Source organism: Haloferax mediterranei ATCC 33500 (assembly GCF_000306765.2).
GTDB lineage: Archaea > Halobacteriota > Halobacteria > Halobacteriales > Haloferacaceae > Haloferax > Haloferax mediterranei.
Genome location: NC_017941.2, coordinates 1,755,014 through 1,780,240 on the forward strand (window position 1 = coordinate 1,755,014; position 25,227 = coordinate 1,780,240).

28 protein-coding genes, 1 tRNA gene and 1 pseudogene are annotated in these 25,227 nt (G+C 61.8%); 9 read left to right on the top strand and 21 right to left on the bottom strand.

The features are described 5' to 3' along the window. Nucleotides 1-3: 3 nt before the first annotated feature. Nucleotides 4-411: a hypothetical protein gene (locus HFX_RS08940; RefSeq protein WP_004060427.1), complete on the top strand. Its 408-nt coding sequence runs from the start codon at nucleotides 4-6 to the stop codon at nucleotides 409-411. Between the two features lie 26 nt (nucleotides 412-437). Here the strand turns inward: HFX_RS08940 and HFX_RS08945 are convergent, their stop codons facing one another. From HFX_RS08945 to thyA, 10 genes are all read right to left on the bottom strand, one after another. After that, nucleotides 438-1,043: a GNAT family N-acetyltransferase gene (locus tag HFX_RS08945; RefSeq protein ID WP_004060426.1), complete on the bottom strand. Its 606-nt coding sequence runs from the start codon at nucleotides 1,041-1,043 to the stop codon at nucleotides 438-440. Nucleotides 1,044-1,126: 83 nt separating this feature from the next. Continuing rightward, complete coding sequence (locus HFX_RS08950) at nucleotides 1,127-2,440, bottom strand: 5'-deoxyadenosine deaminase (protein ID WP_004060425.1); 1,314 nt, start codon at nucleotides 2,438-2,440, stop codon at nucleotides 1,127-1,129. A 127-nt stretch (nucleotides 2,441-2,567) separates the two neighbouring features. Further along, nucleotides 2,568-2,642 (bottom strand) — tRNA-Glu (locus HFX_RS08955). An 84-nt stretch (nucleotides 2,643-2,726) separates the two neighbouring features. Then, a complete protein-coding gene (locus HFX_RS08960; protein WP_004060424.1) occupies nucleotides 2,727-3,884 on the bottom strand; it encodes a metal-dependent hydrolase family protein in 1,158 nt (385 codons plus the stop codon). Nucleotides 3,885-4,027: 143 nt separating this feature from the next. Further along, nucleotides 4,028-4,855, bottom strand: coding sequence for an MOSC domain-containing protein (locus HFX_RS08965; protein ID WP_004060423.1), 828 nt, complete (start codon nucleotides 4,853-4,855; stop codon nucleotides 4,028-4,030). Further along, entirely contained in the window at nucleotides 4,856-5,590 is a 735-nt protein-coding gene (gene psmA2, locus HFX_RS08970; RefSeq protein ID WP_004060422.1) for a proteasome subunit alpha, read from the bottom strand. 192 nt (nucleotides 5,591-5,782) lie between these two features. Next, a complete protein-coding gene (locus HFX_RS08975; protein WP_004060421.1) occupies nucleotides 5,783-5,962 on the bottom strand; it encodes an HVO_2922 family protein in 180 nt (59 codons plus the stop codon). A gap of 104 nt (nucleotides 5,963-6,066) precedes the next feature. Next, nucleotides 6,067-6,273, bottom strand: coding sequence for a DUF4177 domain-containing protein (locus HFX_RS08980; protein ID WP_004060420.1), 207 nt, complete (start codon nucleotides 6,271-6,273; stop codon nucleotides 6,067-6,069). Further along, nucleotides 6,270-6,830 carry a dihydrofolate reductase gene (locus HFX_RS08985; protein ID WP_004060419.1) on the bottom strand — a complete coding sequence of 187 codons (561 nt, stop codon included), beginning with the start codon at nucleotides 6,828-6,830 and terminating at the stop codon, nucleotides 6,270-6,272. Before HFX_RS08985 ends, HFX_RS08980 begins: the two co-directional genes overlap by 4 nt. Next, nucleotides 6,827-7,837, bottom strand: coding sequence for a thymidylate synthase (gene thyA / locus HFX_RS08990; RefSeq protein ID WP_004060418.1), 1,011 nt, complete (start codon nucleotides 7,835-7,837; stop codon nucleotides 6,827-6,829). Before thyA ends, HFX_RS08985 begins: the two co-directional genes overlap by 4 nt. Before the next feature lie 137 nt (nucleotides 7,838-7,974). Here thyA and HFX_RS08995 point away from each other — a divergent pair, with 137 nt between their 5' ends. Further along, nucleotides 7,975-8,556: an MBL fold metallo-hydrolase gene (locus HFX_RS08995; protein WP_004060417.1), complete on the top strand. Its 582-nt coding sequence runs from the start codon at nucleotides 7,975-7,977 to the stop codon at nucleotides 8,554-8,556. Nucleotides 8,557-8,676: 120 nt separating this feature from the next. On the opposite strand, the pseudogene HFX_RS09000 reads toward HFX_RS08995, so the two are convergent. Further along, nucleotides 8,677-8,961 (bottom strand): annotated as a pseudogene (locus HFX_RS09000) (DUF5827 family protein); the annotation flags it as partial. Between the two features lie 136 nt (nucleotides 8,962-9,097). Between HFX_RS09000 and HFX_RS09005 the strand changes: the two are divergent. Then, nucleotides 9,098-9,508, top strand: a complete 411-nt coding sequence (locus HFX_RS09005) for a DUF7522 family protein (RefSeq protein WP_004060415.1) — start codon at nucleotides 9,098-9,100, stop codon at nucleotides 9,506-9,508. A 104-nt stretch (nucleotides 9,509-9,612) separates the two neighbouring features. Here the strand turns inward: HFX_RS09005 and sod are convergent, their stop codons facing one another. From sod to HFX_RS09020, 3 genes are all read right to left on the bottom strand, one after another. Further along, complete coding sequence (gene sod / locus HFX_RS09010; protein ID WP_004060414.1) at nucleotides 9,613-10,212, bottom strand: superoxide dismutase; 600 nt, start codon at nucleotides 10,210-10,212, stop codon at nucleotides 9,613-9,615. Between the two features lie 132 nt (nucleotides 10,213-10,344). Further along, entirely contained in the window at nucleotides 10,345-10,953 is a 609-nt protein-coding gene (locus tag HFX_RS09015) for a DJ-1/PfpI family protein (protein ID WP_004060413.1), read from the bottom strand. 56 nt (nucleotides 10,954-11,009) lie between these two features. Continuing rightward, nucleotides 11,010-12,458: a cryptochrome/photolyase family protein gene (locus tag HFX_RS09020; RefSeq protein WP_004060412.1), complete on the bottom strand. Its 1,449-nt coding sequence runs from the start codon at nucleotides 12,456-12,458 to the stop codon at nucleotides 11,010-11,012. Between the two features lie 325 nt (nucleotides 12,459-12,783). Between HFX_RS09020 and HFX_RS09025 the strand changes: the two genes are divergently transcribed. After that, complete coding sequence (locus HFX_RS09025) at nucleotides 12,784-13,605, top strand: hypothetical protein (RefSeq protein ID WP_004060411.1); 822 nt, start codon at nucleotides 12,784-12,786, stop codon at nucleotides 13,603-13,605. Between the two features lie 45 nt (nucleotides 13,606-13,650). Here the strand turns inward: HFX_RS09025 and HFX_RS09030 are convergent, their stop codons facing one another. Both HFX_RS09030 and folP read right to left on the bottom strand, forming a co-directional pair. Continuing rightward, a complete protein-coding gene (locus HFX_RS09030) occupies nucleotides 13,651-14,328 on the bottom strand; it encodes a 6-hydroxymethylpterin diphosphokinase MptE-like protein (RefSeq protein WP_004060410.1) in 678 nt (225 codons plus the stop codon). A gap of 188 nt (nucleotides 14,329-14,516) precedes the next feature. Further along, nucleotides 14,517-15,665, bottom strand: a complete 1,149-nt coding sequence (gene folP, locus HFX_RS09035; protein WP_004060409.1) for a dihydropteroate synthase — start codon at nucleotides 15,663-15,665, stop codon at nucleotides 14,517-14,519. Nucleotides 15,666-15,857: 192 nt separating this feature from the next. On the opposite strand from folP, the gene HFX_RS09040 reads away from it, so the two are divergent. Together HFX_RS09040 and HFX_RS09045 are read left to right on the top strand one after the other, a co-directional pair. Beyond that, on the top strand, nucleotides 15,858-16,439 hold the full coding sequence (locus HFX_RS09040) for a hypothetical protein (protein WP_004060408.1): 582 nt from the start codon (nucleotides 15,858-15,860) through the stop codon (nucleotides 16,437-16,439). Beyond that, entirely contained in the window at nucleotides 16,436-17,308 is an 873-nt protein-coding gene (locus HFX_RS09045; protein WP_004060407.1) for an RNA methyltransferase, read from the top strand. The genes HFX_RS09040 and HFX_RS09045 overlap by 4 nt, the downstream gene beginning before the upstream one ends. A 33-nt stretch (nucleotides 17,309-17,341) precedes the next feature. On the opposite strand, the gene HFX_RS09050 is transcribed toward HFX_RS09045, so the two are convergent. Both HFX_RS09050 and HFX_RS09055 read right to left on the bottom strand, forming a co-directional pair. After that, nucleotides 17,342-17,797: a MaoC family dehydratase gene (locus HFX_RS09050; protein ID WP_004060406.1), complete on the bottom strand. Its 456-nt coding sequence runs from the start codon at nucleotides 17,795-17,797 to the stop codon at nucleotides 17,342-17,344. A 66-nt stretch (nucleotides 17,798-17,863) separates the two neighbouring features. After that, nucleotides 17,864-18,238, bottom strand: coding sequence for a hypothetical protein (locus HFX_RS09055; protein WP_014732574.1), 375 nt, complete (start codon nucleotides 18,236-18,238; stop codon nucleotides 17,864-17,866). A 163-nt stretch (nucleotides 18,239-18,401) separates the two neighbouring features. Between HFX_RS09055 and HFX_RS09060 the strand changes: the two genes are divergently transcribed. Both HFX_RS09060 and HFX_RS09065 read left to right on the top strand, forming a co-directional pair. Next, nucleotides 18,402-19,322, top strand: a complete 921-nt coding sequence (locus tag HFX_RS09060; RefSeq protein WP_004060404.1) for a M48 family metallopeptidase — start codon at nucleotides 18,402-18,404, stop codon at nucleotides 19,320-19,322. A gap of 1 nt (nucleotide 19,323) precedes the next feature. Beyond that, on the top strand, nucleotides 19,324-19,854 hold the full coding sequence (locus HFX_RS09065) for a hypothetical protein (RefSeq protein ID WP_004060403.1): 531 nt from the start codon (nucleotides 19,324-19,326) through the stop codon (nucleotides 19,852-19,854). 28 nt (nucleotides 19,855-19,882) lie between these two features. On the opposite strand, the gene gatE is transcribed toward HFX_RS09065, so the two are convergent. From gatE to HFX_RS09075, 3 genes are all read right to left on the bottom strand, one after another. After that, a complete protein-coding gene (gatE, locus tag HFX_RS09070; RefSeq protein ID WP_004060402.1) occupies nucleotides 19,883-21,757 on the bottom strand; it encodes a Glu-tRNA(Gln) amidotransferase subunit GatE in 1,875 nt (624 codons plus the stop codon). 47 nt (nucleotides 21,758-21,804) lie between these two features. Beyond that, nucleotides 21,805-22,080 (bottom strand): HVO_2901 family zinc finger protein, encoded by a 276-nt coding sequence (locus HFX_RS20560; protein ID WP_081603731.1) that lies wholly within the window; start codon nucleotides 22,078-22,080, stop codon nucleotides 21,805-21,807. Nucleotides 22,081-22,198: 118 nt separating this feature from the next. Further along, entirely contained in the window at nucleotides 22,199-23,608 is a 1,410-nt protein-coding gene (locus tag HFX_RS09075) for a class II fumarate hydratase (RefSeq protein WP_049917523.1), read from the bottom strand. Between the two features lie 243 nt (nucleotides 23,609-23,851). Between HFX_RS09075 and HFX_RS09080 the strand changes: the two genes are divergently transcribed. Then, nucleotides 23,852-25,216 carry an ABC transporter substrate-binding protein gene (locus HFX_RS09080; protein ID WP_004060400.1) on the top strand — a complete coding sequence of 455 codons (1,365 nt, stop codon included), beginning with the start codon at nucleotides 23,852-23,854 and terminating at the stop codon, nucleotides 25,214-25,216. Nucleotides 25,217-25,227: the final 11 nt, after the last annotated feature.

Below are 25,227 nucleotides of genomic sequence, written 5' to 3' on the forward strand. Positions count from 1 at the left end.
GATATGGGTGAGGCCGAAACGGCGGCAGCAACACTCGATGTCGAGATTGGGGGTCTCGGCGGAGAAGTGACGCTTGCCGATCTGTTCCCGTCTACGTGGGTTGAGTCGCATTGTGACGCGACATCTATCAGTGAATTCGTCGAACAAAGTGGGTTCGAAGTCTCCGACCAGGAGTCGTTCGAATCGATTCCGTCCCACAAGTGGGACCGGTACGTCGATTTACACACTGAATTCGATGACTGGCAAGCGATGCTCTCTGCCGGTGTCGAACGGTACGTCCTCGAACGGACGGACCCCGCTGAAACGAACTCGGGAGTATCGACAGCGGAACCCGAGTCAGCAGAGAGCGCCGAGTCAGTCGAGGGGGGAGAAGCAACCGAGAGAGAAGAATCGGTCGAGGCGAGCGTCTGACCGTTCGGTGACAGACGAAACGTAACTCAGTTCTGTGCGGCGTCGCCGACCGCTGCGGTGCCGCGTGCGAGTGCATCATCCCACCACTCACGAGTCTGCGCAGTCGCGACCGACAGTGGTTCGTCAGGGTTGTCCGGACGCGGACCGAGAGTGAGTCGCCACCATTCGACGTCGTGCCACTCGTCGTGTTTGTAGCCGACTTCGTCGAACCGGCCGACACACTCGAAGCCGAACGACTCGTGGAAGGCGATACTCGCCGGATTCGGTGTCGTCACGACGGCGAAGGCGGTCGCGTAGCCCTGCTGTTCGAGGATGTCCAAAAGAGCCGTGTAGAGTCCACGTGCAACGCCTCGACGTTGGAATTCCGGGTCGACGTAGACTGAGGTCTCGACTGCCCACTGGTAGGCGTCGCGCTTTCGGACAGGTCCGGCGTAGGCGTATCCGGCGAGGTCGCCATCGACTTCGCAGACGAGCCACGGGTGGTGTGTCTTCTTTTCGAGTTTCGATTCGAGGTCGGTGACGCTCGGCGGGTCGTACGCGAACGTAATCGCCGTCTCTTCGACGAATGGCTCGTAGAGCGTCCGAATGACGGGGAGGTCGGACTCCGTGACGGTCCGGAGGCGAACAGTCATGACTCAGGAGCAGTCGTGTGAAGAGAAAGGTGCGACGATGGCGGCCGTTCTCGCAAACTACCTGTTCGATTCGGTGCTGCGACTCAGTTGGTAGTCGGCGCTGCGTCGATGCGCTCGGCGACTTCCTGTGCCCGTTTCCGGATGTCGGTCGCATCCGCGCGGACGTGTTCTCCATCGTCGTAGAGGACATCGCCGTCAATCATCGTGAACACCACGTCGTCGCCGTGGGCGGAGAAGACGAGGTGCGACAGGACGTCGTGTATCGGCGTCGCACGGGTGAGGTCGGTCGTGAGACCGACGACATCGGCCTTCCACCCTTCGCGGAGACAGCCGACGCGGTCGAATCCGGCGGCTTTCGCGCCGTTTCTGGTCGCCATCTCGAACACGGTCGCTGCGGGCGTGCTCGTCGGGTCGAACGAATCGACTTTCTGGAGGAGGCTGGCCTGCCGCATCTCGGTGAAGGGGTCGAGCGTGTTGTTACACGGCGGGCCGTCGTTGCCGAGTGCGACGTTGATGCCGCGGTCGAGATAGTCCGGAATCGGTGCGATTCCCGAGGCGAGTTTCATGTTCGACGACGGGCAGTACGTGACGTGCGTCCCGGTCTCGGCGAGAACCTCGCGTTCGGACTCGTCGGTGTGGACGCAGTGTGCGAGGACCACGTCGTCGCCAGTGAGTCCGACCTCGTCGAGCCAGTGGATGTTTCGCATCCCCGTCTCGGCTTCGACGGTTGCGACTTCGTCGCGGTTCTCGCTCGCGTGGGTGTGGATACGGACGCCCTCGTATGCATCTGTGAGTTCTCGCACGCCGCGAAGGCAGTCCTCGGAACAGGTGACGGCAAAGCGCGGCGTGACCGCGTACTGGATACGGCCGTCGAAGGTGTCGTGATAGCGCTCGATGAGTCGCTTCGACTCGGCTAGCCCCGCATCCGTGTCCTCCTGGAGGTCGTCGGGCGCGTTCGTGTCCATGAGGACCTTCCCGATTCGGCCGCGGATTCCCATCTCGCCGGCCGCCTCAAATGCCTCTTCGGCGTGACGAACCGAGAGGTGGTCGACGACCGTCGTCGTCCCCGATTCGATGAGCTCGAGATAGCCGAGTTCTGCGGCGACTCGCATCCCGTCGGCGTCGAGTCCGGCCTCCATCGGGAGGACGTGGTCGAACAGCCAATCGAGAAGTGAGGTGTCGTCGGCGATACCTCTTCCGAGCGACTGCACAGAGTGGACGTGCCCGCCGACCAGCCCCGGCGCGATAACGTCGAATTCGCGTCGCTCGTGGTCCGGATACGTTTCAGTGAGCGTCGCTCGCTCTCCAACTGCGATGATGCGGTCGTCGTCAACGACGACGGCACCGTCTTCGATGATGGTAGACGCGTCTGCGACCACCGTTCCCGCAAGTAACATCCTCATTCGGGTAGTAGAGCCGGGGTGAAATAGGTAGGGAACTGGATTCGACTCGAAATGTCCCTTCCTCCGCACGTTTGGAACCAAAACACGCTCGCTGTCGCTCGCGGGTCAGAGTTGGGAAAAGTGCTCCGTCAGGGATTCGAACCCTGGTCATCACCGTGAGAGGGTGATATGATTGGCCGGACTACACCAACAGAGCACGTTGGTACATCCTTTGTTATTGCGTGTGATTGTAAAAGGCTATCGCTTCAAAACGGCCGTGAGACCGCCTGCCGTGTTGCGATTAGACGACCTGCTTGCCTTCTCGATACACCTGCTGGACGGTCCGCCACGCACTCGGGTTCACGCTCGGGTCGTCTTCGAGGACGACGAGGTCCGCGATGTAGCCCTCGGCGACCTTCCCGACATCATTTAATCCGAGGAGTTCCGCGCCGCCAACGGTCGCGGCTTCGAGGGCTGCCTCAGGTGAGAGTCCGTACTCGACCAGCAACTCCATCTCGCGGAGCGCGTTTTCGCCGTGCTCGTTGAATGGTGTCCCCGCGTCGGTCCCCATCGCAATCTTCACACCCGCGTCGAGGGCGTGGTCCCACGCGACTTCGAAGCGCTCGGCCGCATCTTCGGCCTTTGCGACCGCCGCCGCCGGGATACCGGCTTCGATACCGTGCTCGACGATTTCGTGGGCTGCGGACGCCGTCGGAACCCAGTACGTTCCGCGTTCGACCAGCAGGTCGGCCGCCTCCTTGTCCATGAACATCCCGTGTTCGATACTCGTGATACCGGCGCGTGCAGCGTTTTTAATTCCCGATTCGCCGTGGGCGTGGGCCGCCGTCGGGACTCCCTTCGCGCTCGCGGCGTCAACGAGTGCGCGAATCTCCGCTTCGGTGAGTTCCGGCGCACCGGTGACGGCTCCCTCGGTGAGGACGCCGCCTGTCGCCATGCACTTCACCACGTCAGCACCGCGCTTGAGTTGCTCGCGGGCTGCCTTTCGAACCTCGTCTGGACCGTCGGCTTCGCGGCCAAACCAGTGACCGTGGCCTCCGGTCATCACGATGTTCTCACCAGCGGCGAGGACGCGCGGACCCTCTAGTTCGCCGCTCGCGACGGCTGCCTTTGCACTCGTCGCCAACTCGCCCGGTGCCCCGAGGTCTCGAACTGTTGTCACACCGGCTTCGAGCGTCTTTCTGAGATTGCTGGCGGCCCGGTAACAGGCTCGTTCGACCGACTCCTGCTGGTAAGTAGCTACGTCCGCTCGACTGTCCATCATTAGATGGACGTGGGCATCGACAAGTCCGGGGGCGACGACCAACCCTGTGACGTCCCGTGTCTCACCTTCGACTTCGTCGCCGACAGACTCGATTCGCCCGGTCGACTCGGCTACGACCACGTTTGCCTCGCGAACTCCATCGGCATCGACGACCCGTGCACCGGTGAGTGTGAACATGCATCTCACAAACCGGGGAAACCACCTAAAGGCGTGGGTGTCGGTGAAGTGAAACGAAGAAATTACCTCGGTCGGCACATCGCCGCCCAATCAACTCACCAACCAATCAACTAATTGACTAATCAACTCACCAACCAATCAACTCAGTCGGTGAGTACGTCTCCGACGCGAACCGCATCCCTAACCGAAAGCGTCTCTCCCCACGATGATTCAGCAACTGTGGTGTTGACCATCAGTCTGAAGTCGTGATTGAACCAGTCGCCGCCGGACCACTCGGGCAGCGTCTCGCGGCGCTTTGTCATGAATGTCTCGCGGAACCCCGGCGTCCCCTCGCCGGTATCCGGATTGCGGGTCGGTACGGCACAGCGCTGGCAGGGGTTGACTCCTTCGAAGGTGGCGTCTCCGACGGTGAATTCGACGGTCGTCTCCCGGCGGTCGAACAGGTGGTCCTCCCAGAACGGGTCGGGGGCGTCGAATTCGAGGTTCGGTCGGAGTCGACGGCGCATCTCGTCTGTGTCGATGCCATCGAACCACGAGGCGACCGTTTCGATGGTTGCTGTCGAGATAACAGTCGGCCCGCTTGCAGTGGTATCGTCGGGGAACCCACCGGCAGGGTCTCGCCGGAGTTCGACCGCGTAGCCGAAGTACTCCGAGAGCCACTCGCCCGCTTCGTCGGTTGGTCCGCGATAGTCATCGAGACCGGGAGCGCGGAGGTGGACAGTCCCATCTTCGAGGGAGACCGAACTACGGATTCGGTGAACCGCTCGCTCGCGTTTTCCGTTGACGTAGTTGCCATCCTCGTCGAAGATGGCGTACTCTCGGTCGCCGCGAAGCCCGCCGTTTTCGACGATTTCGGCCCGGTCGACGAATTCGGGGTCAAGCGATTTTACGGGGTAGACGGCGATTCGGTCGAGTACTACACCGCCTGCTTCGGCCCCCGTACCGCGTTCACCTGTGCTCCTGTTTGTCATTTACTCCTCTTCTTCCTCGTCTTCGTCGGTGACGTCTGCAAACACTTCGGCAGCGGTGTCCTCGTCGACGATTTCGTAGCCCGCTTCGGACACCGTCACGATATTCAGTTCGTGGCTTTCGAGTTCGGTGTCAGCTTCGAGAAGCGCCTTGACGGCGAGTGTGAGCCCGTCTTCCAGCGACAGGTCGTCGGAGTAACCCGCTTCGAGTGCGGACTGGACATCGTCGCGGTGGCCGCCAATGGCGACCGCCTTCCACTCCTGTGGCGTTCCCGAGGGGTCCGCCGCGAACAGGCGACCCTCCCCGTTTTCGACGCCGCCGATAAGCAGAGACGCACCGTAGGGACGGATGCCGCCGGACTGCGTGCTCTCTTGGATGTTATCGGTGATGGCCTTCGTAAGCGCCTCGACACCGATGGGTTCGCCGTAGCGGAGGCGCTCGCGCTGTGCGGTCGTCCGGGCGAAGTCGACGAGTTTGCGCGCGTCGGCGACGTGACCGGCGGTGGCAGCACCGAGAGCATCTTCCAGTTTGTGGAGTTTCTCGATGCTTTCTGCTTCCATGAGCTTCGACTGCGTGGCGCGGCGAGCGGCGAGAACGACGCCGTCAACCGTCCGGACGCCGAGAACCGGCGCGCCCCGTTTGACGGCTTCGCGGGCGTATTCGACCTGATAGATGCGGCCGTCGGGTGAGAACAGAGACGTTCCGCGGTCATACGCCTGCTTGTCGTTTCGGTTCATCGTGCGACCTCCTCGCGCGCGTCGGCGACGTTCGTCATTACTCCCTGGTCCGTTCCGGAGGCGGAAAAAGCCTCCACACCCGGCATGGGTGTGGGGTTCATTCAGACTGGTCGTTATCCGTCGATTGCCGCCGCTACTCAATCGTCGTTCGTCGCATCAGCCACCAATCCAATCCAATCCAATCCAATCCCGTTACTCCTCGACGACAGGTGCCTCCGGTGCGTTCTCCTTGACGCTCTCGATACCCTGTTCGGCATTCTGCTTCGACGAATACCCCTCGCCGGAGTCAGCGATGATGTTTCCGTTGTCGTGGACGAGCCGCCACCGCCACTCACCTTGCGAATCAGCATACAATTCGAAGTGTGCTCCCATACCCACGGATACGACGGCGACAAACAAATGTCATTCGGCCATCAATCACGAGAGAAAAGTGCCGTCGTCAACCGGTTGAATGCTCCCGATTACGCCCGTTCGGTCTATTTCTTCGGTCGCTTGAACACGAGCGCGGTCTGTCCGGTCCCCGCACCGGCGGGGCGCGAATCACTGATTGTATCGACGAGTTCCCACTGCTCGTCACCGAGTGAGTTCAATGCATCCTCCATCGGCGCGGTGTCGCCGCTGAACAGACCGCCATCGGCGGTTCGAATGATTTTGTATTCCCAGCGAGTGTCGGCCCCGGTCATCGTGCTCCCTCCGATTCGGCCACGTCACCGCGACGCTCGTACTCGACAAACGAAAAGCCGTCGCGGTCGTCGCGGTCGACTTCGAACCACGACGTTTCGTCTCCGGTGTCGCGCCACTCCGGGAAGTACGTGTCTCCCTCGTACGCCTCGTCAAGTTCGGTGAGAATCAGTCCCGAAGCTCGGTCGAGGAACTGCTCGTAGACGGTTGCACCACCGACGACGTACACCGTCTCGACGCCCATGTCGTCCGCTGCGGCTTCTGCGGCCGTGACTGCCTCGTCAACCGAGTCGACCGTCTCCGCTCCCGCTGGGAGGTCGAGGTCGCGGCTCGTTAGGACGATGTTCCGTCGACCCGGAAGCGGACCGTCGATTTGCCTGGCGATGCTCTCGTAGGTCGTCCGACCCATGACGACGGGGTGGCCCATCGTCGTTGCCTTGAAGTGTTTCAGGTCCTCGGGGAGGTGCCACGGCATGTCGCCGTCGCGTCCGATAACCCTGTTTTCGGCGACGGCGGCGACGAGGACGAACCGTACCGAGTCGTCCGTGTGCTCGCTCATTCGGCCACCGCGAAGCGAATCCCGTCGGCGGGGTCGTAGTCTCGCAGGACGATATCGTCGAACGTGAGCTCCGACAGGGGCACGTCGGCCACATCGAGTGTCGGGCGCTCGCGCGGTTCGCGCGAGGCCTGCAACAGCAGTCCGGGGACGTGGTCGTAGTCCTCTTCGCCGTCGGCTTCCTCGGGGGCCGCGTCGAGAAGCCACTCGCGCACGTCGAGGTACTCTTCAGGTTCCGTCACATCGGAAAGGCGGGTCTGGAGTTCGTCGAGGTGGTCGCCGTACCACGCACCGCGCTCGCCGGTGCCGCAGTAGACGTGCGCATCGACGATGGTGTGGGCGAATTTCCCGAGTTCGAACCCGGTTTGCTGGGCGACGACCTGCGCGAGAATCGCGTACGCCGCAAGGTTGAACGGAACGCCGAGTGCGATGTCGCCGGAGCGCTGGGTCAGATGGAGATTGAGGCGGTCGCCCTGCACGTTGAAGACGAACGTGTAGTGACACGGCGGAAGCATCGAAACCGCCGCGTTCGCCGGGTGCCACGCGTTGATGACCATCCGGCGGGAGTTCGGATTTTCTTCGAGCGTGTCGAGGACGTAGGCGAGTTGGTCGAAGGTTCCCTCGTCGTTCATCCAGCGGTGGTCGTCGTCGGGCCACGCCTCGCCCGGCAGGCGGGCGTCGGGGTCGTCCTCGGGAACCGGGTAGCGCCGCCAGAAGCGACCGTAGGCCGTATCGAGGTGTCCTTCCTCGTCGGCCCACGCGTCCCAGATGCCCGTCTCCTCGCGGAGGGTGCGAATATGTTCCTCACCGGAGAGGTACCACAGGAGTTCGTGGATGAGCGAGTTCCAGCGGAAGCCCGAGAGGTCCTTCGTGGTGAGAAGCGGAAAGCCCTCCTGTAGGTCGACTTCGTAGTGCTTCGAGAACCCGGAGATGGTGTCTACACCCGTCCGATTTGGTTTGTACTGCCCGGTGCCGAGAACGTCTGTCACGAGGTCGAGATATTGGCGCATTGGTGGTTGAGAGGTGCCCGAAAGCAGGCGCTCGTTGTTGTAGATTTGGTTGCTTCATCGTATAAGTCATCTCGGGAACTGTCCTGCCAGTCTGTTCTCCCACAACATCGAAGACCCCCCTGAACGTACCCCTGTTCATGATTCGAAACCTCGCGAAGGGAGTTCGAACCTTCACGAGCAACGTGTTCCTCGTTGAAGGAGAAACGACTGCCCTCGTCGATACCGGGGCCAACTTCGACGTAATCCCCAGCATTCGTGAGGTAACAGACGACCTCGATACAATTTATATTACTCATACGCATCCCGACCACATCGGAAACACCGACGCCGTCCGCGAGGCGTTCGACGTGGAAACGTGGGGCTACGACGCCGACAACCTCGCGGTCGACAACAGAATCGAAGACGGCGAGCGCATCCAAATCGGCGACGACGTGTACGAAGCCATCCACACGCCGGGGCACAAAAACGACCACCTGTGTTTCTTCTCCCAGGGGTCGGGCATCTGTTTCGCGGGCGACCTCGTGTTCGCCAACGGCGGGTTCGGCCGAACCGACTTACCGGAAGGCGACCGCGAGGCACTCATCGAGAGTATCGACCGCCTGCGCGAGGCCGTCGGGGACGACCTGCGCGAGATTCACGTCGGTCACGGGTCGAGCATCGTGACGCGGCCGCAAGACGACCTCGAACTTGCTGCTCGGGCGGCGCGGGTGAATCGCTAGGCGGCGGCTGTTGCCACCACTGTTGGGCTATTACTCCTCGTCGTCTGCTGTCTCTTCGTCCACTTCTCTCTCCGCTTCATCTTCTCCCGCTTCACCTTCCCCCACTTCGTCTTCTCCCGTTTCCTCTTCGTCTGGGACGGCATCCGGGTGAAGTCCGAAGAACCCCGGTTCGTCGCTTCGGGGGTCGTTGATGACGAAATCGTTCTGATTGGCGATAATCCACGGGATGGTCCACTGGATGATGCGGTTTTCCGTCTCCTCGTTGAGGTCGGCTTGGACGGGCAGGCCCTGCATCAGTCGCGCGATTTCGGCGACCGTGTACATGTAGTCCGGGTCGAGAATATCCGCCGGTTCGTACAGGAGATATCCGTAGAGCGTCTCGAACTCGTCTTTCGGCTTGGGCATACCGCCTGCTTCTTCGCGGACGGGCAAAACCCCGGCGACCCGTCGCTCACAGAACCTCACGCGATGGACTCGACGCTGTGTGGTTATCTGGCATACATGGGCATTTTTTATTACTGCCGAGACGAGGTACCAGATGATGAGCGACACGCTTGCCAAATTCGTCGATGTTTTTCGCGACTTCGGTGGGGATGACCTTCGGGACGTGTGGATTTTCGACCATCATAGCTACGACCATCTCTATCTCAGAGACGACATCGCCGTCGCCCTCGACTCAGTCGACGTATCTCGATTCGTCGACAACGAGCGCTTTGGATACGTCACGAGGGACACCTACGAAGTGTTGTACTACGCCGACTACAGCTACACTGTCCGCGGGTTCGACACGTTCGAACAGTTCCGAACCTTCGTCGGCGACGAGCCTATCGGCCTGTTCGCTGGCTTCGACCGGGGGGTGGCAGGACGCGATTTCGCTACACTGAACGACCGAATTCAGGCACTGGCCGACGAGCACGACGTTTCAGACCTGCTCGACGGTTCCGATAACTAACGGTAGCCCCGAGATAACGCCATCCCCGTTTCACAGGCTTTTGGTGCGAGTGCAGTCGCTCTCGGCGTGTCGCGGTCGAAAGAAATGTCAGGATATTCTGGGTTTTACTCGAAGCGCTCGAGGGCCTGCTCGTAGCGTGCTGCAGGGACGTCCCAGTCGACGACTTCGAAGAATGCCGAGATGAAGTCGCCGCGGGCCGGGCCGTAGTCGTGGTAGTAGGAGTGCTCCCAGACGTCCAGTGCGAGAATGGGGTGGGAGCCCCAGAGTGCGCCCTGGTCGTGCTTGTCGACGACGACGTTTCGAAGCTGGTTCGAGAACGAGTCGTAGACGAGGAGTGCCCAGCCACCGGCGGCACCGGCTGCGGCTTCGAATTCGCCCTTCCAGGCGTCGTAGGAGCCGAAGTCTTCAGCGATGCGGTCTGCGAGCGCTCCCGCAGGCTCGTCGCCACCTTCGGGCGACATGTTCTGCCAGAAGAGGTCGTGGAGAATGTGTCCACAGCCGTTGTGGGTGACGTTGCGAATCGCGCCGGCGGACGAGTCGAACTCGCCTGCTTCGCGGTTGGCTTCGAGGGTTTCCTCAGCAGCGTTCCAGCCGTTGACGTAGCCCTGGTGATGGGTGTCGTGATGCCACGTCAGCACCTGCTCGGAAATGTGCGGTTCCAGTGCGTCGTACTCGTACGGAAGTGGGTCGAGTTCGTAGCTCATAGTGGATAACCTGCGTATTTAGGGTCAGAGGGAATCCTGTTAAATCTTGAGGAATGGTACGGTAACATAGAACACCTTCTTTCGGGCCGCAGTCTCCCGATTCTCGGATTTTGACACCGCCGATTTCTCGCCCTATTTGTCGCCAAATGGGTTGGTCTTGCGTTCGTACTCGATTTCGGTTGCAATTTGGTCGGCGACTGCTGTGCCGAACTCGCGTTCGACAATGTGAAGCGACAGGTCGAGACCCGATGTGACGCCGCCCGCTGTGAGTACGTCGCCATCATCGACAATCCGTGCGGAAACTACGTCGGCGGCCGTCTCACGAAGGTCCGAAATTGCGTCGCCGTGCGTGACCGCAGGGCGACTATCGAGTATCCCTGCGCGGGCGAGGAGCATCCCGCCGGTACAGACGCCAGCGACGACCGTTCCTTCCTCGTGAAGTGTCGAGATAGCTTCTGGGATGGCTCCCTTTTCGGCTTCGGCCCACGCACTCTGTTCGGCACGCGAGTTCCAGCCACCACCGGGAACGATGAGAAGGTCGGGACGGTCTGATTCTGGGTTGAGGACGCCGTCGACGCCGACTCGCATGCCGTGGCTCGCGGTCACGAAATCACGGTCGTCCAGCGTGAGAAGTTCCGCCTCGCAGTCAGCACCGAACACGCCGGCGTTCTGGAACACTTCGAAAGGCGCGACGGCATCGAGTTCGTCGAAGCCGTCGTACAGAAGGATAGCAACGTGCATGGTCCGGCAGTCGGTCCGCAGGAAGATAGACATGGTGTACTGCGGCAAACCAGCGGTCAGTCGTCGCCGCGAGCCGTCTCGAACATTGACAGCGCCATCTCGCGGCGCTCTGCGTGGTCGACAATCGGAGCAGGATAGTTCGGAGCGACGCGGTCACGTTCGGTCTCACTTATTTCGTGCCACTCGTGGATGGTGCTGGCGGCCACGCCCTCCAACTCCGGCACGTACTTCTTGATGTACTCTCCGTCCGGGTCGTAGCGCTCGCCCTGCGTCATCGGGTTGAAGATGCGGAAGTAGGGTTGAGCATCGGTCCCCGTCGATGCGGCCCACTGCCATCCGCCGTTGTCGTTGGCCGTGTCGTGGTCCGAGAGATACTCACGGAAGTGGTCGTAACCGTGTCGCCAATTGCACAGGAGGTCCTTCGTGAGGAACGACGCGACAATCATCCGGACGCGGTTGTGCATGTACGCCTCTTTTTTCAGTTGGCGCATCCCGGCATCGACGATGGGGTAGCCGGTGCGGCCTTCTTTCCACGCCGCCAGTTCGTCAGAGTCGTCGCGCCACTGGATGTCGTGTTCGTACTCCTTGTAGTTCTCCGTCACGACGTTCGGATTGTACCGAAGGACGTGAGCGTAGAATTCGCGCCACGCGAGTTGTGACTGGAACGTCTCGACAGATTCGTCTTGCTCGCCGCCGACTCCCTCGCGGGCCTCGGCAGTCGCGGCGTACACCTCCCGAATTCCAATCGTACCGAACTTGAGGTCCGTCGAGAGTCGTGACGTAGCGTTTCGCGCCGGATAGTCGCGGTCGTCGGCGTACCGATAGATAGCATCCTCACAGAAGTCGGCGAGTCGCTTTCGCGCCGCGTCCGTGCCCGCGGAAACGATGTCGGCCGATGGCTCGTCGAAGCCGAGGTCGGAAATCGTCGGAAGGTCGCCTACGGCCACATCGAAATCGGCGTCGGAAAGAGTCTCTGAAGCGGCTTCGAGCACCGCCGCGTCGACAAGCGAATCCGCGTCGGGTTCCGGATACGGGTCCGGCTTGTCGCGGTCGCGCCACTTCTTCCAGAAATACGTGTACACCGAGTAGGGGTCCCCTGCGTTCGTCGTAATGCTCCCCGGCGGGTGGAATATAGCGTCGTGAACCGACTCGTAGGAGACACTAGCGTCGTCGAGCGCCGACCGAACGTTGGCGTCGCGTTCACGGGCTACCCCCGAGTAATCCGTGTTCCACACGACACCGTCGGCTTCGAGTGCTGCTGCGACAGCGGGGACGACTGCCTTGGGGTCACCGTGTGCGACGAGGAGGTCGCTTCCGAGCGACTGGTACGACGCGCGAAGCTCGGCAAGCGCGTCGAGCATGTACCGGACGCGCGGGGAACCGGCGTGTTCGAGCACCGCCTGGTCGAACACGAAAAGCGGGGCGATGGGTCTCGCCTCGGCGGCCGCTGTAAGCCCCCGGTTGTCTACGACTCGCAGGTCGCGCCGGTGCCAGTGCAGTTGCATAGCCGCGCTTCAGGCCGGAAGAAACGTCAATGTGGCGGCAGTTACGGTCACGATGGATTCGAACGGCGGGCCGTAGTCGTGCATAACTGGTGCTTAGCCCACACAAAACACACAAAACGACTCCCTACTCGGTCAAAAACCTCGTTTACACAGTTCCGGATACTAATTGGTACGCATCTGGTCAAATAGCGGACCGCCCTAAAACGCTGACTATCGAGTGTAATATGATGTTATCTGTCGATTTCTGACAGCCCCGTGTATTTACGTTCTAGCTATCTGGTGTACCCGGTCCATACCAATACGATATGAGACCCACAGTGTAGGTATGTCCGGGCGTCGTCTCTTCACCGATTTCACAGTGCGCCAGCCACTGCTCGGGAACCCAGTCACGTTTCCTCTCCTTCTTTTGACAGTCGTCTCGGGTGCATTCGGATGGCTCGTGTGGGAGCCGTACGGCGTGCTCTTCGGTGTGCTCCCTCCAGCAGTCGTCTTCAGTTTCGCATTCATCGAGGTGTCCTCTTCACAGCCGCCGAGCCTCCCGTCTGCACGGCCGTCACCGCCGACCACACTCGACGGACGTGTCGACCTTGCGACTGCGCTGTACTCTGCGGGCATCTTCGATGCTGACTCGGAGCACCAACTTACGCTCTCGGAGCAGTTTGGCGATGACTGGCGCGAACGAATGGTCGAGGTAGACGGTCGTGAGCAGGATAGAGAGGCGCTCGCCGCCTTGCTTGGTGTCGACTCGTCTAGAGTCGAAATGGACTGGGACGAACACGGGTTGTTCGCACAACTCGACCACGGAACCGTCGGTCGCTGGTCATCGCGCGCTGCCTTCGTCGCCGACCTCACAGCGGTCAGGACGTTCCGTCGACACTACCCCGAGTGGTGGAAATTATCAACCGCGGACCGTAACCGGGTCCTCGGTGCACTCCGGTTGAGCCTTCGTACCTGTCCGACCTGTGATGGAACAGTCGAAGTCGATACTGACCGAGTTAGTGCGTCTGGTAGCAGCACACAGCAGCACATCTCCGCTCGGTGTCGCGGATGCAACGCCGAACTCTTCGACGGTGTCGTCGATAAGTCGGACCACGAGATGTCGGGAACGGATTCCGATACGGGCGTTCAGCCTCATAGCACGCGGTGAGGAACGATTTGAACCAGAATCAGTTTTGAACCAGAACCGCTCGCCTTACGGAAGCGGGTCAATCTCGTCTCGACGGCCGTCGAGCACGGAAAATTCCTCGTCGCGGCGGCGTTCGAGCCATTCGAGCAGGCGCGCTGCCCACTGCAGTTTCTTCGCTTTCATCTCGTCGACTGCGGGGTCGTCGAAATCCCATCCAGCGAACACGAGTCGGCCTGCACCGAGTTCGTCGGCGATGAATGCCGCCCGGTCGCCGTCGGTGAAGCCGCCCCAGTTGACGACAGGACCGACGGGTGCTGCCTGCGTCGTCCCGAGGACGTGTTCGTCGTCGAATTTCGGAACCCACTCGCGGATTTCGGGAACGTTGTCGCTGTGTGCCGCCGCAGCGACCGGAATCCCGGATTCGGTTAATTCGACCGCAGTCTGCGGATTTTTATCGATGTCGGTCACCATCAAGTCGAGGTCGTAGCCCGCCTCTCGAACCACGTCGGCGGCGGTCGAAGCGGCGACAACTACGTCAGCGTCGTCGAGACGGTCGAGTTCGTCGGCGAGCGTCGAGGCCGCTCCACAGATGGCGACTGTCTGTCCGTCCCAGTCGAGGCGGTCACGGTCGAACGGCGTAACGAGGCGCGCAAGCACGTCTCGGGCCGTTTCGTCGCCCGCTCTGTCGAACCCGAAGTCATCGAGAATCTGCTTGTAGACAGGTTCCCAGTGTGTAAATCGCATGGTATGGCTGTCGCTCAGAATGTAACTGTATGGGCCGGAATGGCACTCGTGTACCCCTACCCGCGTGCCCTTCCGGCGTCCACAGGACCGTTTTAGAGTCGGATGGTATAAGTTTTCTCTTAGTCGAACGGTCAACGTCTGCCGGTCGTCAGACGAAATTGTCTGTTTATATATGGATTTCGGGGTGCTCAGTTGACCGTCTGTGTCATTGTCTCTAACGCTGCTTCGAGAGCCGGCGAGGCGTCGGCGACGACGTGTTCGAGTCGGTCGAGTGCTGCGGGCGTACCGATGAGGAGCGCACCCGTCGAGCCCGTGTCGCCCCCGGCCAAGACGGCACCTGCGTCGGCAGCGGCGGCGGCGAGTTCTTCCCGGTCGTCGGCGCTGAGCCCTTCGAGTTCGAAGACGCGGGTGACACTCTCGGTAGCGAAATCTCGGTTTGCGCCGATTCGGTCGAGATGCCGGGCGGCTTCTCTGGGCGTCGTTACGTCCAGTTCTTCGACGGAAACGTCGCCGGGTTCGCGGACGCGCCGGCGTTTGAACTCGTGGCCGATGAGCGCCGCATCGCGCGTCTCTCGTACGTCGTGAGTTCGAATGATGTGTGCACCGCGTTCGACCGCCATCGACGTGGCGGCAAGGCTAACGGGAAGCGCGTCTTCGGTCGACCGGCCAGCAACGTCGCGGAGGAAGTTCTTCCGATTGATAGAGACCAAAATGGGGTAGCCGTATCCGCGGAACTCACGGAGGCGGTCGAACGTCTCGCGGTCGTGTTCGAGGGTCTTTGCTTCCGACCAGCCGCCGAACGCCGGGTCGACGATAGTCTTGTCGGTGAAACCGTTGCGTTCGAGCGCGTCGTAGATATCATCGACTTCTTCGATAGCGCCGGGACAGGTGAGGTCCGGCGGACTCGCCATCTTGGCCACGGCGGCGTCGAACTCCTCGCATACTCGCGGCATCTCCGGGTCGGCGAATCCGCAGATGTCGTTGACCATGTCGAAGCCTTGTTCGAGTGCCGCCTCCGCGACCTCGTGGTACCGCGTTTCGATAGAGAACACGGCGTCCCCGGAGACGTGGTCGAGGACCGAAAGCGCCGTGTCGAGGCGTTCGAGTTCGTCTTCGGCCGAGAGCACGTCGAGTCGCTTGTTCGCCGATTCGAGGCCGACATCGACGATATCAGCACCCTCGTCGATGAGTTCGCTGTCGACGTACTCGGCGGCCTCGCTCGGGTCGTTGAACACGCTCGGCTTGTACGGAGACTCCTTCGAGACGTTCAGCACACCCATGATTCGCGGTGGGTGGTCGTCGCCGATTTTGAGTCCTGCCGCATCGACGGTTCGCATATCCGTGGGTTGGACCACACGAACATATGCAGACCGGTCGCGGAATCCGCTCTGTTCGTTTTGTTTCTCGTCTCTCGCCGCTCGCCTCTCACCGCTCACTGCTCACTTCTCGCCGCTCGCCGCTCGCTGCTCGTCTCGGGTGACTGACCGGCATCACGTCCTTTTTATCCGTCGCTCGGCTATCATCGGACCATGGCGAAGGTCAGCGTCGGACTCCGTGGATGGCGATTCGAGGAGTCCGAGATATTCTCCGAGGACGGCGAGTTCAAACCGCTCGACGAGATTCCAGAGGACTCACGTAAACGTCTCGTCCGCCTCATCTCACTCGTCGAAGAACCGTGTGATGCCTGCTACCTCATCCACGGTGACGAGGAGATTCACAAATGCCGTCAGGCGAGAATCGTCTACGGCGAACCCGGAGAGGAAGCGCTTCTCTGTGACCAGCACGAACCGGACTTCCTCTACTGGTTCCGCGAGGAAGGCGGCCGGGACTTCGTCGGCGACGTCGTGTTCGCCGATGCTTTCCACGAGTGGTTTGCAGACGGCGGCCGCGCACCCGACGGCTACGGCGGCTTGGAGCACGTCGATACTGACCCCGACGAACTCCCGTCGCCGCCGGATGCAAACGAGATACAACGCCGCCTCGAAGCGAACTTCGAAGGCGAGCGTATCGACATCCGCGACTACGACCCCAATCCGGACGAAGACGCCACGCCGCTCAGTGAAGACGACCTCGACGGCGTCGACCTCGACGCGGACTACCCGACGAAATGAGCGGCGAGCAGCATTCAGACGCCGACACGTGCGACGACTCGGACGCAACTCGCGTCTCGGACGAAGCACACGCCACGGACACGGCAACCGGGACGGACGAGGACAACGTATCCGAGGCGGACGAGGACCACGAGTTCATCGTCGTCGTCGTCGACCCCAAGACGCCCGGTAACGTCGGCACCATCGCCCGGGCGATGAAGAACTTCGGCATTTACGACCTCAGACTCGTCAATCCGCCGCCGCTGGACCCCGACGGAGAAGCCTACGGATTCGCCGGGCACGCCCGCGAAGACGTGCTTCCCAACGCAACCGAAACGACGCTCGAAGAGGTCGTCGAGGAGTACCACACCATCGGAACGACTGCCGTCTCCCACGAGGATTCCACCCGTCACATCCGCTACCCGTTCAAGACACCGGTCGAAATCGCCGACTCGCTGGAGTCGGTGAAGACCAAGACCGCGCTCGTCTTCGGACGCGAGGGAACCGGACTCGACAACGAGGAGCTTGCGATGCTCGACGAAGTGTGCTGTATCCCCGCTGACGGGCGGTACCCCGTCCTCAATCTCGGACAGGCGGCGACGATTCTCATGTACGAACTCCGCCGATTCACAGTGGAGGAGACGCAACTCCCCGACGTGGAACGCGAGCGCGCCTCAGAAGCCGAAATCGACGTAGTCTACCGGTTCTTCGACGACTTACTCGATGCAATCGACTACCGCGAGCACAAGCGGGACAAGACATCGCAGATGATGCGCCGACTCATCGGCCGCGCGCACCCGACAGAACGTGAGGCAGCGACGCTCACGGGCGTCCTCCGCCGCGCGGCAGAGCGCGTCCGCGACCCTGACCGCTTCCGCGACGACGACTGAGTCGCTCCGACTATCCCACCGCCCGACTGCCGATTACTCCTCGTTTCGCCGGACGAACATCACGAGACCGACGAACGAACACACTTTCTCGATTTCGCCGGATTCGCGTTCTGCATAGGTCGTCGTCCGAATCTCCGCGAGTCCGCGGTCGTCGGTCTCGACGGTCGTCTCCAGTACTTCGTTTTCGATGGTGAGCGTGTCGCCGGGATAGACGGGGTTCCACCAGCGGAGTTCGTCAACGCCTTTCGCCCCGAGTGCGGCAGAGTCGCGGAGGAACCCGTCCACGAGCAGGCGCATCGTCATGGCCGTCGTGTGCCACCCGCTGGCGATAACACCGCCGTACATCGACTCCGCTTCGGCCCGCTCGGGGTCGGTGTGGAACCACTGGGGGTCGTACTGCTCGGCGAACTCCAGAATCTCCGCCTCTGTCACCTCGTAGTCGCCAAACTCGTAGGTGTCGCCGACGGCGAGGTCTTCGAAGAATCGCATGCGCCTCGTTTCGTCCGGGGGTATCGAGAAAGTAGCGGTGTCTGGAACCGCTTTGTTCGATGTCTCTTACGGCCCTTCCCCGTAGAGAACGAGTAGCAACGTGAGGAAGAAGAACGTGGACACGAGGAGGAGGGAAAAACTGAGCCACCGCTTATTTGTGGGATTCGAGTACACGGCGTATCCTGCGAGGACGGGGAGCGTAAAGTGGATGAGAATGTCGAGGTACGAGGCCGCATTGGGTAGCCCAGCAGGATGGAGTATCAACACCGTTAGCAACACGGAGAGGACGGATAATCCACTGCTAAGGAGTGTGAGCCGTGACCGTAGTCCGACAGCTGCGGCAGCCAACCCCGAGTACAAGAAGTAAGAGAGAAACCGTGCACCGAGCACGAGTGCGACGGCGACGGGGTCCGAAAATTGGTTCGTGAACCACTCAAACACGTCCCAATCGTCGTTCTCAAGCCATTTATGCGTTTTCAGTGTCACTTAGTGGGTATAACGAACAGTTGCGCTGGGATGCATACCATTCCCCGACAACTGTTTCCAACTGGATGTCGTAATTTCCGGCGAGATGGCCCCGTCCTCACGCCGTTCTCGCCTCCCGATGGTGCTCATCGGCGTTACGATACTCGCGTTCTACCTCCTTCTTAGCGCCCTCAGTGCCTTCGCGGTGCTGACGTTGTGGCAACTTCGTCCGGACCCGGTGACGGCCGCGCTCGCCGGTGTCAGCATTGCTGTCGTCCTCGGCTACGTGAGCTTTCGATTCGGCACGGTTCGGCTGCTCAGTCAGCTTGACGCGCGGAACTTGACGCCGAGTGAGTCGCCGTCGGTGTACCGACTCCTCGAACGCCTCTCCGACGAGATGGGTATCGAGCCGCCGACGCTGAAAGCCGCGCACTTCGCCGCCCCGAACGCGATGGCGCTCGACCCGATGGGTCGCGACGTGGTCGTCCTTGACGCCGCGCTCTTTCGACTCCTCGACGTGGACGAGTTCGAGGCGTTGCTGGCGCACGAACTCGCGCACCTCGAACGGAAAGACGGGCTCGTGCAGTCGCTCGTCGCGAGCGTCCTTCAGACGTTCGTCGGCGTCGGCTACTTGTTCGTCTCGCCGGTGACGTTCTTCATGACGGGCGTCGCACTCGGCTCGGCGTGGATTCGCGGGCGGCCGTCGGAGTGGGACCAGACGGTTCCGGGGCGAATTCGGTACCACCTCGTCTCGCTCGTCGGCGTCTTCGGATTCGGCTTCACCGTTCTCATCCGCTCGCAGTCACGCAAGCGGGAGTTTGCCGCCGACGTGCGGGCCGCCGAGGTGACGGGTGAGCCGCTGGCGCTCGCCTCGGCACTCCGGAAGTTAGAACGGGCAGCGCGGCCGCAGTTCGGGCTGTCACCGCTGTGGGTCTACGGCGAAGTCGAGGTCGAAGACTCGGTTTCCGACCTGCTTTCGACGCATCCCTCGACCGACGAGCGCGTGGAGCGACTGGCCGCGATGGCCGACGAGTCGATGACGCGAATCGAGGTGCAGTGAGATGCCCGGTTCACCCGACCCGGTACTCGGCAACTGGCTCCTCACTCACGTCGTCGCCGTCGTCGCCGCGCTCGCGACCGTCGGCGTCGTGTACGCGACTCGAACCCGGAGCGCCCGCGGTTACCTGACGTCCCTGCTTCTCGGGGCTGGCTACGCCACCGCGACGCTCGCCGTCTGGACCGCGGCGCGGCTCGTAACCGGTGCGTTTCCCTCTGGCTTCGAGAATCCGGTCACTGCGGCCGGATTCCTCGGGCTCGTGTTTCTCCTCCTCGCCGGATTCGTCGTCGTCGCCGCACTGTTGTTCGCCCGGTTTGGTCTCGTCATTCCCCTCATCGGCCTGTTCGGCATCACGGAACTCGTTTGGTGGGCGTTCCTCCACGTCCGCGGCGAGACCGACGCGCTCGGGATGTTCCTCATCTTCGGGCCGCTGTTTCTGGTTCTCCTCGTCGCCGTCTCGGTCGTCGAGTACGCGGGGCGACGGCTCTGGTCGCGGTTCGGGAACGGCGGCGGAAGCGGCCGCTCGACGGTGTGAGAAACAGGTAAAATCGAGAGTGACCGCTTCAGGCCCGCTTTTGAATCTCTTCGCGGAGCACGTCGCTCACGACGCCGCCGTCGGCCTTGCCGCGGAGTGCGCCCATCGCTTCGCCCATGAGCGCGGAGAACGCGCCCATACCCTGTTCTTCGACCTGCTCGGCGTTTCGGTCGACGACTTCCGAGATTGCCTCGCGGACTTCGTCCTCGGAGACGCCGGAGAGACCCGCTTCTTCGACCGCTTCTTCGGCGGAGAGGTCGGGGTTCTCGGCGATGGTCGAGAGCACGTCGTTGACGCCCTCTTTGGCGAGGTCGCCGTCTTCGACGAGGTGCATGACGGCGAGTAGGTGCGCGTCGGTGAGTTCCTCGACGGCAACGTCGTCACGGCGGAGTTCCGTAACCGTCGATTCGAGGAGGCCCGCGGCGAACGTCGCGTCGATACCCTCGTCGACCGCCTGCTCGAACAGCGGCATCTTGCGGCCGTAGGCGACCTGCTCGGCGAGACCGGCGTCGAGACCGAATTCGTCCTGATAGCGGTCGACCTTCTCCGTGAGGAGTTCGGGCGTTTCCACGTCGCTGGGGTCGAGGTCGACGGGGATGACGTCCGTCTCGGGGTACATCCGAGCCGCGCCGGGAAGCGGACGAAGGTAACGCGTCGTGCCGTCGTCGTTGGCACCGCGGGTCTCTTCGGGGACTTCCTCGATGGCGACTTCGGCGCGCTCGGCGACAGCCTCGATGGAGAGGTCGGCCGTTTCGGGGTCGTCGGCGACGATAGCAACCGCGTCCTCGGGTCCGGCACCGACCGCCTCGCGGAGCGCGTCGACTTCGTCCTCGGTGACGCCGTAGGCTGGGAGTTCGTCCGTATGGAAGATGCCGCCCGCGCCGTGACGCTTGGCGTGGTCCGAAAACTCGGTCCCGAGACGGCGGTCGGGCTGGAGTTCGCGGCCGACGAGACCGTCGAAGCCGTAGAGCGGGACGCCCATGACCTTCCCGCCGGAGTCGAGTGCGCCCTTGATGACGCCGGAGTCGCTGTCTTCGAACACGTCGGTCACGTCGGTTACGTCGCCGACTGAGGCGTCGCGAGATTGGAGTTCGTCGCGGATTTCGACGAGTTCTGCCTGACGGCCGACCTCGAAGCGAACGATTTCGTCGATTTGGTCGAGTGCCTGCACGCCCTTGATTTCGACACGCGCGCCGTCCGCGATGGAGACGTTCACGTCCTGTCGGATAGTCCCGAGTCCGCGCTTTACCTTCCCGGTCGAGCGCAGGAGCATGCCGATGGTTTCGGCGGCTTCGCGTGCTTGTTCGGGCGAGGAGATGTCCGGTCCGGTGCCGATTTCGACGAGCGGGATGCCGAGTCGGTCGAGGCTGAAGAGGACGCCGTCGTCGCGCTCTTCGATGCGCTGGGCGGACTCCTCTTCGAGCATGAGGTCGACGACGGAGACTGGCCCGTCGCTGGTCTGTAGTTCGCCTTCCTGCGCGATAAGCGATGAGCGCTGGAAGCCGGACGTGTTCGACCCGTCGATGACGAGTTTGCGCATGACGTGCGCCTGGTCGACGACGTTCATGTCGAGCAGTTCGGCGATTTGCATCGCTACCGTGCGCGCCTCGTGGTCGAGACCGTGCGGCGGTTCGTCGTCTTCCTCGACCAGACACGTCGTGTCGTAGGCGAGGTACTCGAACTCGCGTTCGACGCGACTCTCTTCGAGCGCCGCCTCGTCGAGTTCGCCCAGTTCACTCTTCGTCGGGTGCAGGAAGCGCGTGAACGTCCGCGCCGCGTCGTCAGGCTCGCGGAGCTCCGTGGGACACCCACAGAACAGTTTCGTCGCGGTATCGAGCTGCTGGTGAATCTCCAGCCCCGCGACGAGACCGAGGTCCTCGTAATCGTACTCGTACTCGCTCATTGGTACTCCCTGCGTTCGGGGGAGGTAAAAAAGGATTCAGTCTGCAGTCAGCATCGTCGGAGTCCTTGACCAATCCCTTCTACCTCTTCACACTCCGGACAGACGTATGTCCACCCGTCTGTCGTCGCCCGCCCCTCGGGAAATACGGCTCCACAACCTCGACATTCCAACATGTCTCGTCCGTGGACCCGCTGCTCTTGCAGTCCGGCCATACTCGTATAATTGTTCAAATCAAGCTTCAAAATACCGATTTTTGAGGTTTCGTGAGTGTATCCATCGCGGTTACAACTGTCACGGCGACGCGGTACTGTGATTGCTACCATACATCGAGTAAATCCAACGTTCGTCAAAAACCGAAATCAGCGAACTAGTTGCGTGCTTGACCCGTTACGCTGACACTGTACTAACGGCGGAACTACCAAAAACTAGACCTTTTGTCCTTCAGTCGTCGCCGAGGATACCGCGATGGGTCATCTTTTCGGGGTCGAGAACCTCGTCGGCTTCGTCCTCGGTGAGGTAGCCTTCGTCGACGGCGACCTGTCGGACCGTCTTGTCTTCGGCGAGTGCCTTCTTAGCGACCTTCGAGGCCTTGTCGTAGCCGATTGCGGGGTTGAGCGCCGTCGCCAGCGCCATGGACTGTTCGACCTGCTCCGCGCAGTGGTCCTCGTTGGCTTCGAGTTTGGCGACGAAGCGCTCGGCGAACACTTCGGAAGCGTTCGTGAGCATCTTCGCCGATTCGAGGAAGTTGTGCGCGAGGACGGGCTTGTAGAGGTTGAGGTCGATTTGACCTTCTGCGGCACCTGCGGCGACCGCAGCGTCGTTGCCGACGACCTGCTTGTGGACCTGGTTGACCGCTTCCGCGACGACCGGGTTGATTTTGCCGGGCATGATGGATGACCCGGGCTGGTTTTCGGGCTGTTCGAGTTCACCGAGCCCGTTGCGCGGGCCGGACGCGAGCAGGCGGAGGTCGTTGGCAATCTTGTTGAGCGAGCCGGCGACGGTACGGAGCGCGCCGTGCGCCTCGGCCATCGCGTCGTGGGCAGCCTGCGCTTCGAAGTGGTTGTCGGCCTCGCGGAACTCGACGCCGGTCTCTTCGGTCATGTACGCGGCGGCTTTCGCGGGGAACTCGGGATGCGTGTTGAGACCCGTCCCGACGGCGGTGCCGCCGAGTGCGAGTTCGCCGAGGTGTTCGCGGACGTTCTCGACGCGGCGGATGCCCTTTTCGACCTGTGTGCGGTAGCCGCCGAACTCCTGACCGAGACGGACCGGCGTGGCGTCCTGCAGGTGCGTGCGGCCGGTCTTGACGATGTCGTCGAACTCGTCTTCCTTGTCGCCGAGGGACTCGGCGAGCGTCTCCAGTGCGGGAAGGAGGTCCTTCTCGACGGCTTCGAGCGCGGAGACGTGCATGGCCGTCGGAATCACGTCGTTCGAGGACTGGCCGAAGTTGACGTGGTCGTTCGGGTGCACGACGCGGTCACCGATACCCTCGCCCATGAGTTCGGCGGCGCGGTTGGCGATGACCTCGTTCGCGTTCATATTCGACGAGGTGCCCGAACCGGTCTGGAAGACGTCGACCGGGAACTGGTCGTCGAGTTCGCCAGCGATAACCTCGTCTGCGGCCTCGACGATGGCCTCGGCGACATCCTCGTCTATCATGCCGAGGTCGCGGTTCGCCTGTGCGGCGGCCTTCTTCGCCACGCCGAGCGCGCGGACGAAGCGCCGACCGAACGTGATACCGGAGATGGGGAAGTTCTCGACTGCTCGCTGCGTCTGTGCGCCCCAGTAGGCGTCGACAGGAACGTGCATTTCTCCGAGGCTGTCCCGCTCGATTCGATAATCATCGTCTCCCATGATTCGGGCGTCGTCGTGGAATGAGGTAAAATCCATTGGTCCGTGTCCGTCTGTGTCACGAACCCCGCGAGCCATTCGTGTCTGAATAATTATCAATTGCAGCTGTAGAACAATGCAGATCCCCGATTTCGATGAATAAACGGCCTGATTCGTAAAAATTTACTCAATTATGAATTGTCGATGAGGAAGATTTAAGTATTCCGTGTTGAATCGTTTGAGTGAACCTGTCACGGACTATCAATCATGACTGATACACCAGACGCAGACGACCTCTCTCGACGGACGTATCTCAAGCTCGCTGGCGGTGCAGGAACCGCGACGCTTCTCGCCGGATGTACCGGCGGTGGCGACGACTCGACGACTGAGACCACCGAGGAGGGAACCGGTGAGACGGAGACGACCGAGCAGTCAGGCGACGACTCGGGAACTGAGTACAACGCGCTCGAGGTCCAGCACTGGTGGACCGGCGGCGACGGTGGTGCCGCCATCCAGGCGCTCTTCGAGGGCTTCAAAGAGGAGTACCCGGACATCGAAGTGACGGAGAACCCCGTTGCGGGCGGTGCCGGACAGAACCTCCACGCAGTCATCAAAAAGCGCATCCTCAACAACAACCCGCCGAGTTCGTGGCAAGCGTGGCCCGGCGCGAACCTTCAGCCGTACACCGACGCGGACAAACTCGAAGACATCGAGGAGTCCGTCTGGGGCCACAACGACATGAAAAACGCCTACCTCGACGGCCCGAAGGAGGCGGCCCAACCGGCGGGCAACTACGTCACCGTCCCGCTGAACATCCACCGACTGAACAACCTCTTTTACAACGTCGAAGTCGTCGAGGATGCAGGTGTCGACCCCGCGAGCATCGACTCGCCGAGCGCGCTCGTCGACGCGATGGCGAAAGTCGAAGAGGCAGGTTACGTCGGCATGGCACAGCAGACGAAGTCCGCGTGGTCGACCGGTCAACTCTGGGCACAGGTACTCCTCGGCGAGTACGGTCCGGACGTGTACGCCGACGTGACCGCTGGCAACGTCGAAGCCAACGCCGACGCCGTTCGCAACTCGCTCGACATCGTGAAGCAGTTCTCCGAGTACTACCCGAACGACGCAGGCTCTATCTCGTGGCAGGACGCCAACTCGAAGCTCATCGAGGGCAAAGCGGCGTTCTTCCACCAGGGCGACTGGGCCGCGGGCATGTACCGCGGACAGGACGGCTTCGAGTACGAGACGCACTGGAACCACGTTCCCTTCCCGGGAACCGACGGCGTCTACGCACTCAACATGGACTCGTTCCCGATGCCGACGAACAACCCATCGCCCGAGGCGACGAAGGCGTTCCTCCGCTACGTCGGGTCGGTCGACGCACAGGAGCGATTCAACCCGAAGAAGGGCTCTATCCCGCCGCGGACTGACGTGCCGAAGGACGCTTTCGGACCGTTCCTCCAGAACCAGATGGACGACTTCGCCAACTCCGAGGCACAGCCGCTTTCGATTCAGCACGGTCTCGCCGTCGCGCCCGACGCGCTCACCGCCTTCGGCGACGCGATGTCCTCGTTCATCTCCGGCTACGATGTCGAGGCCGCTTACGCCGACATAAAGGCGGCATTCGAGTAAGGCACACACCC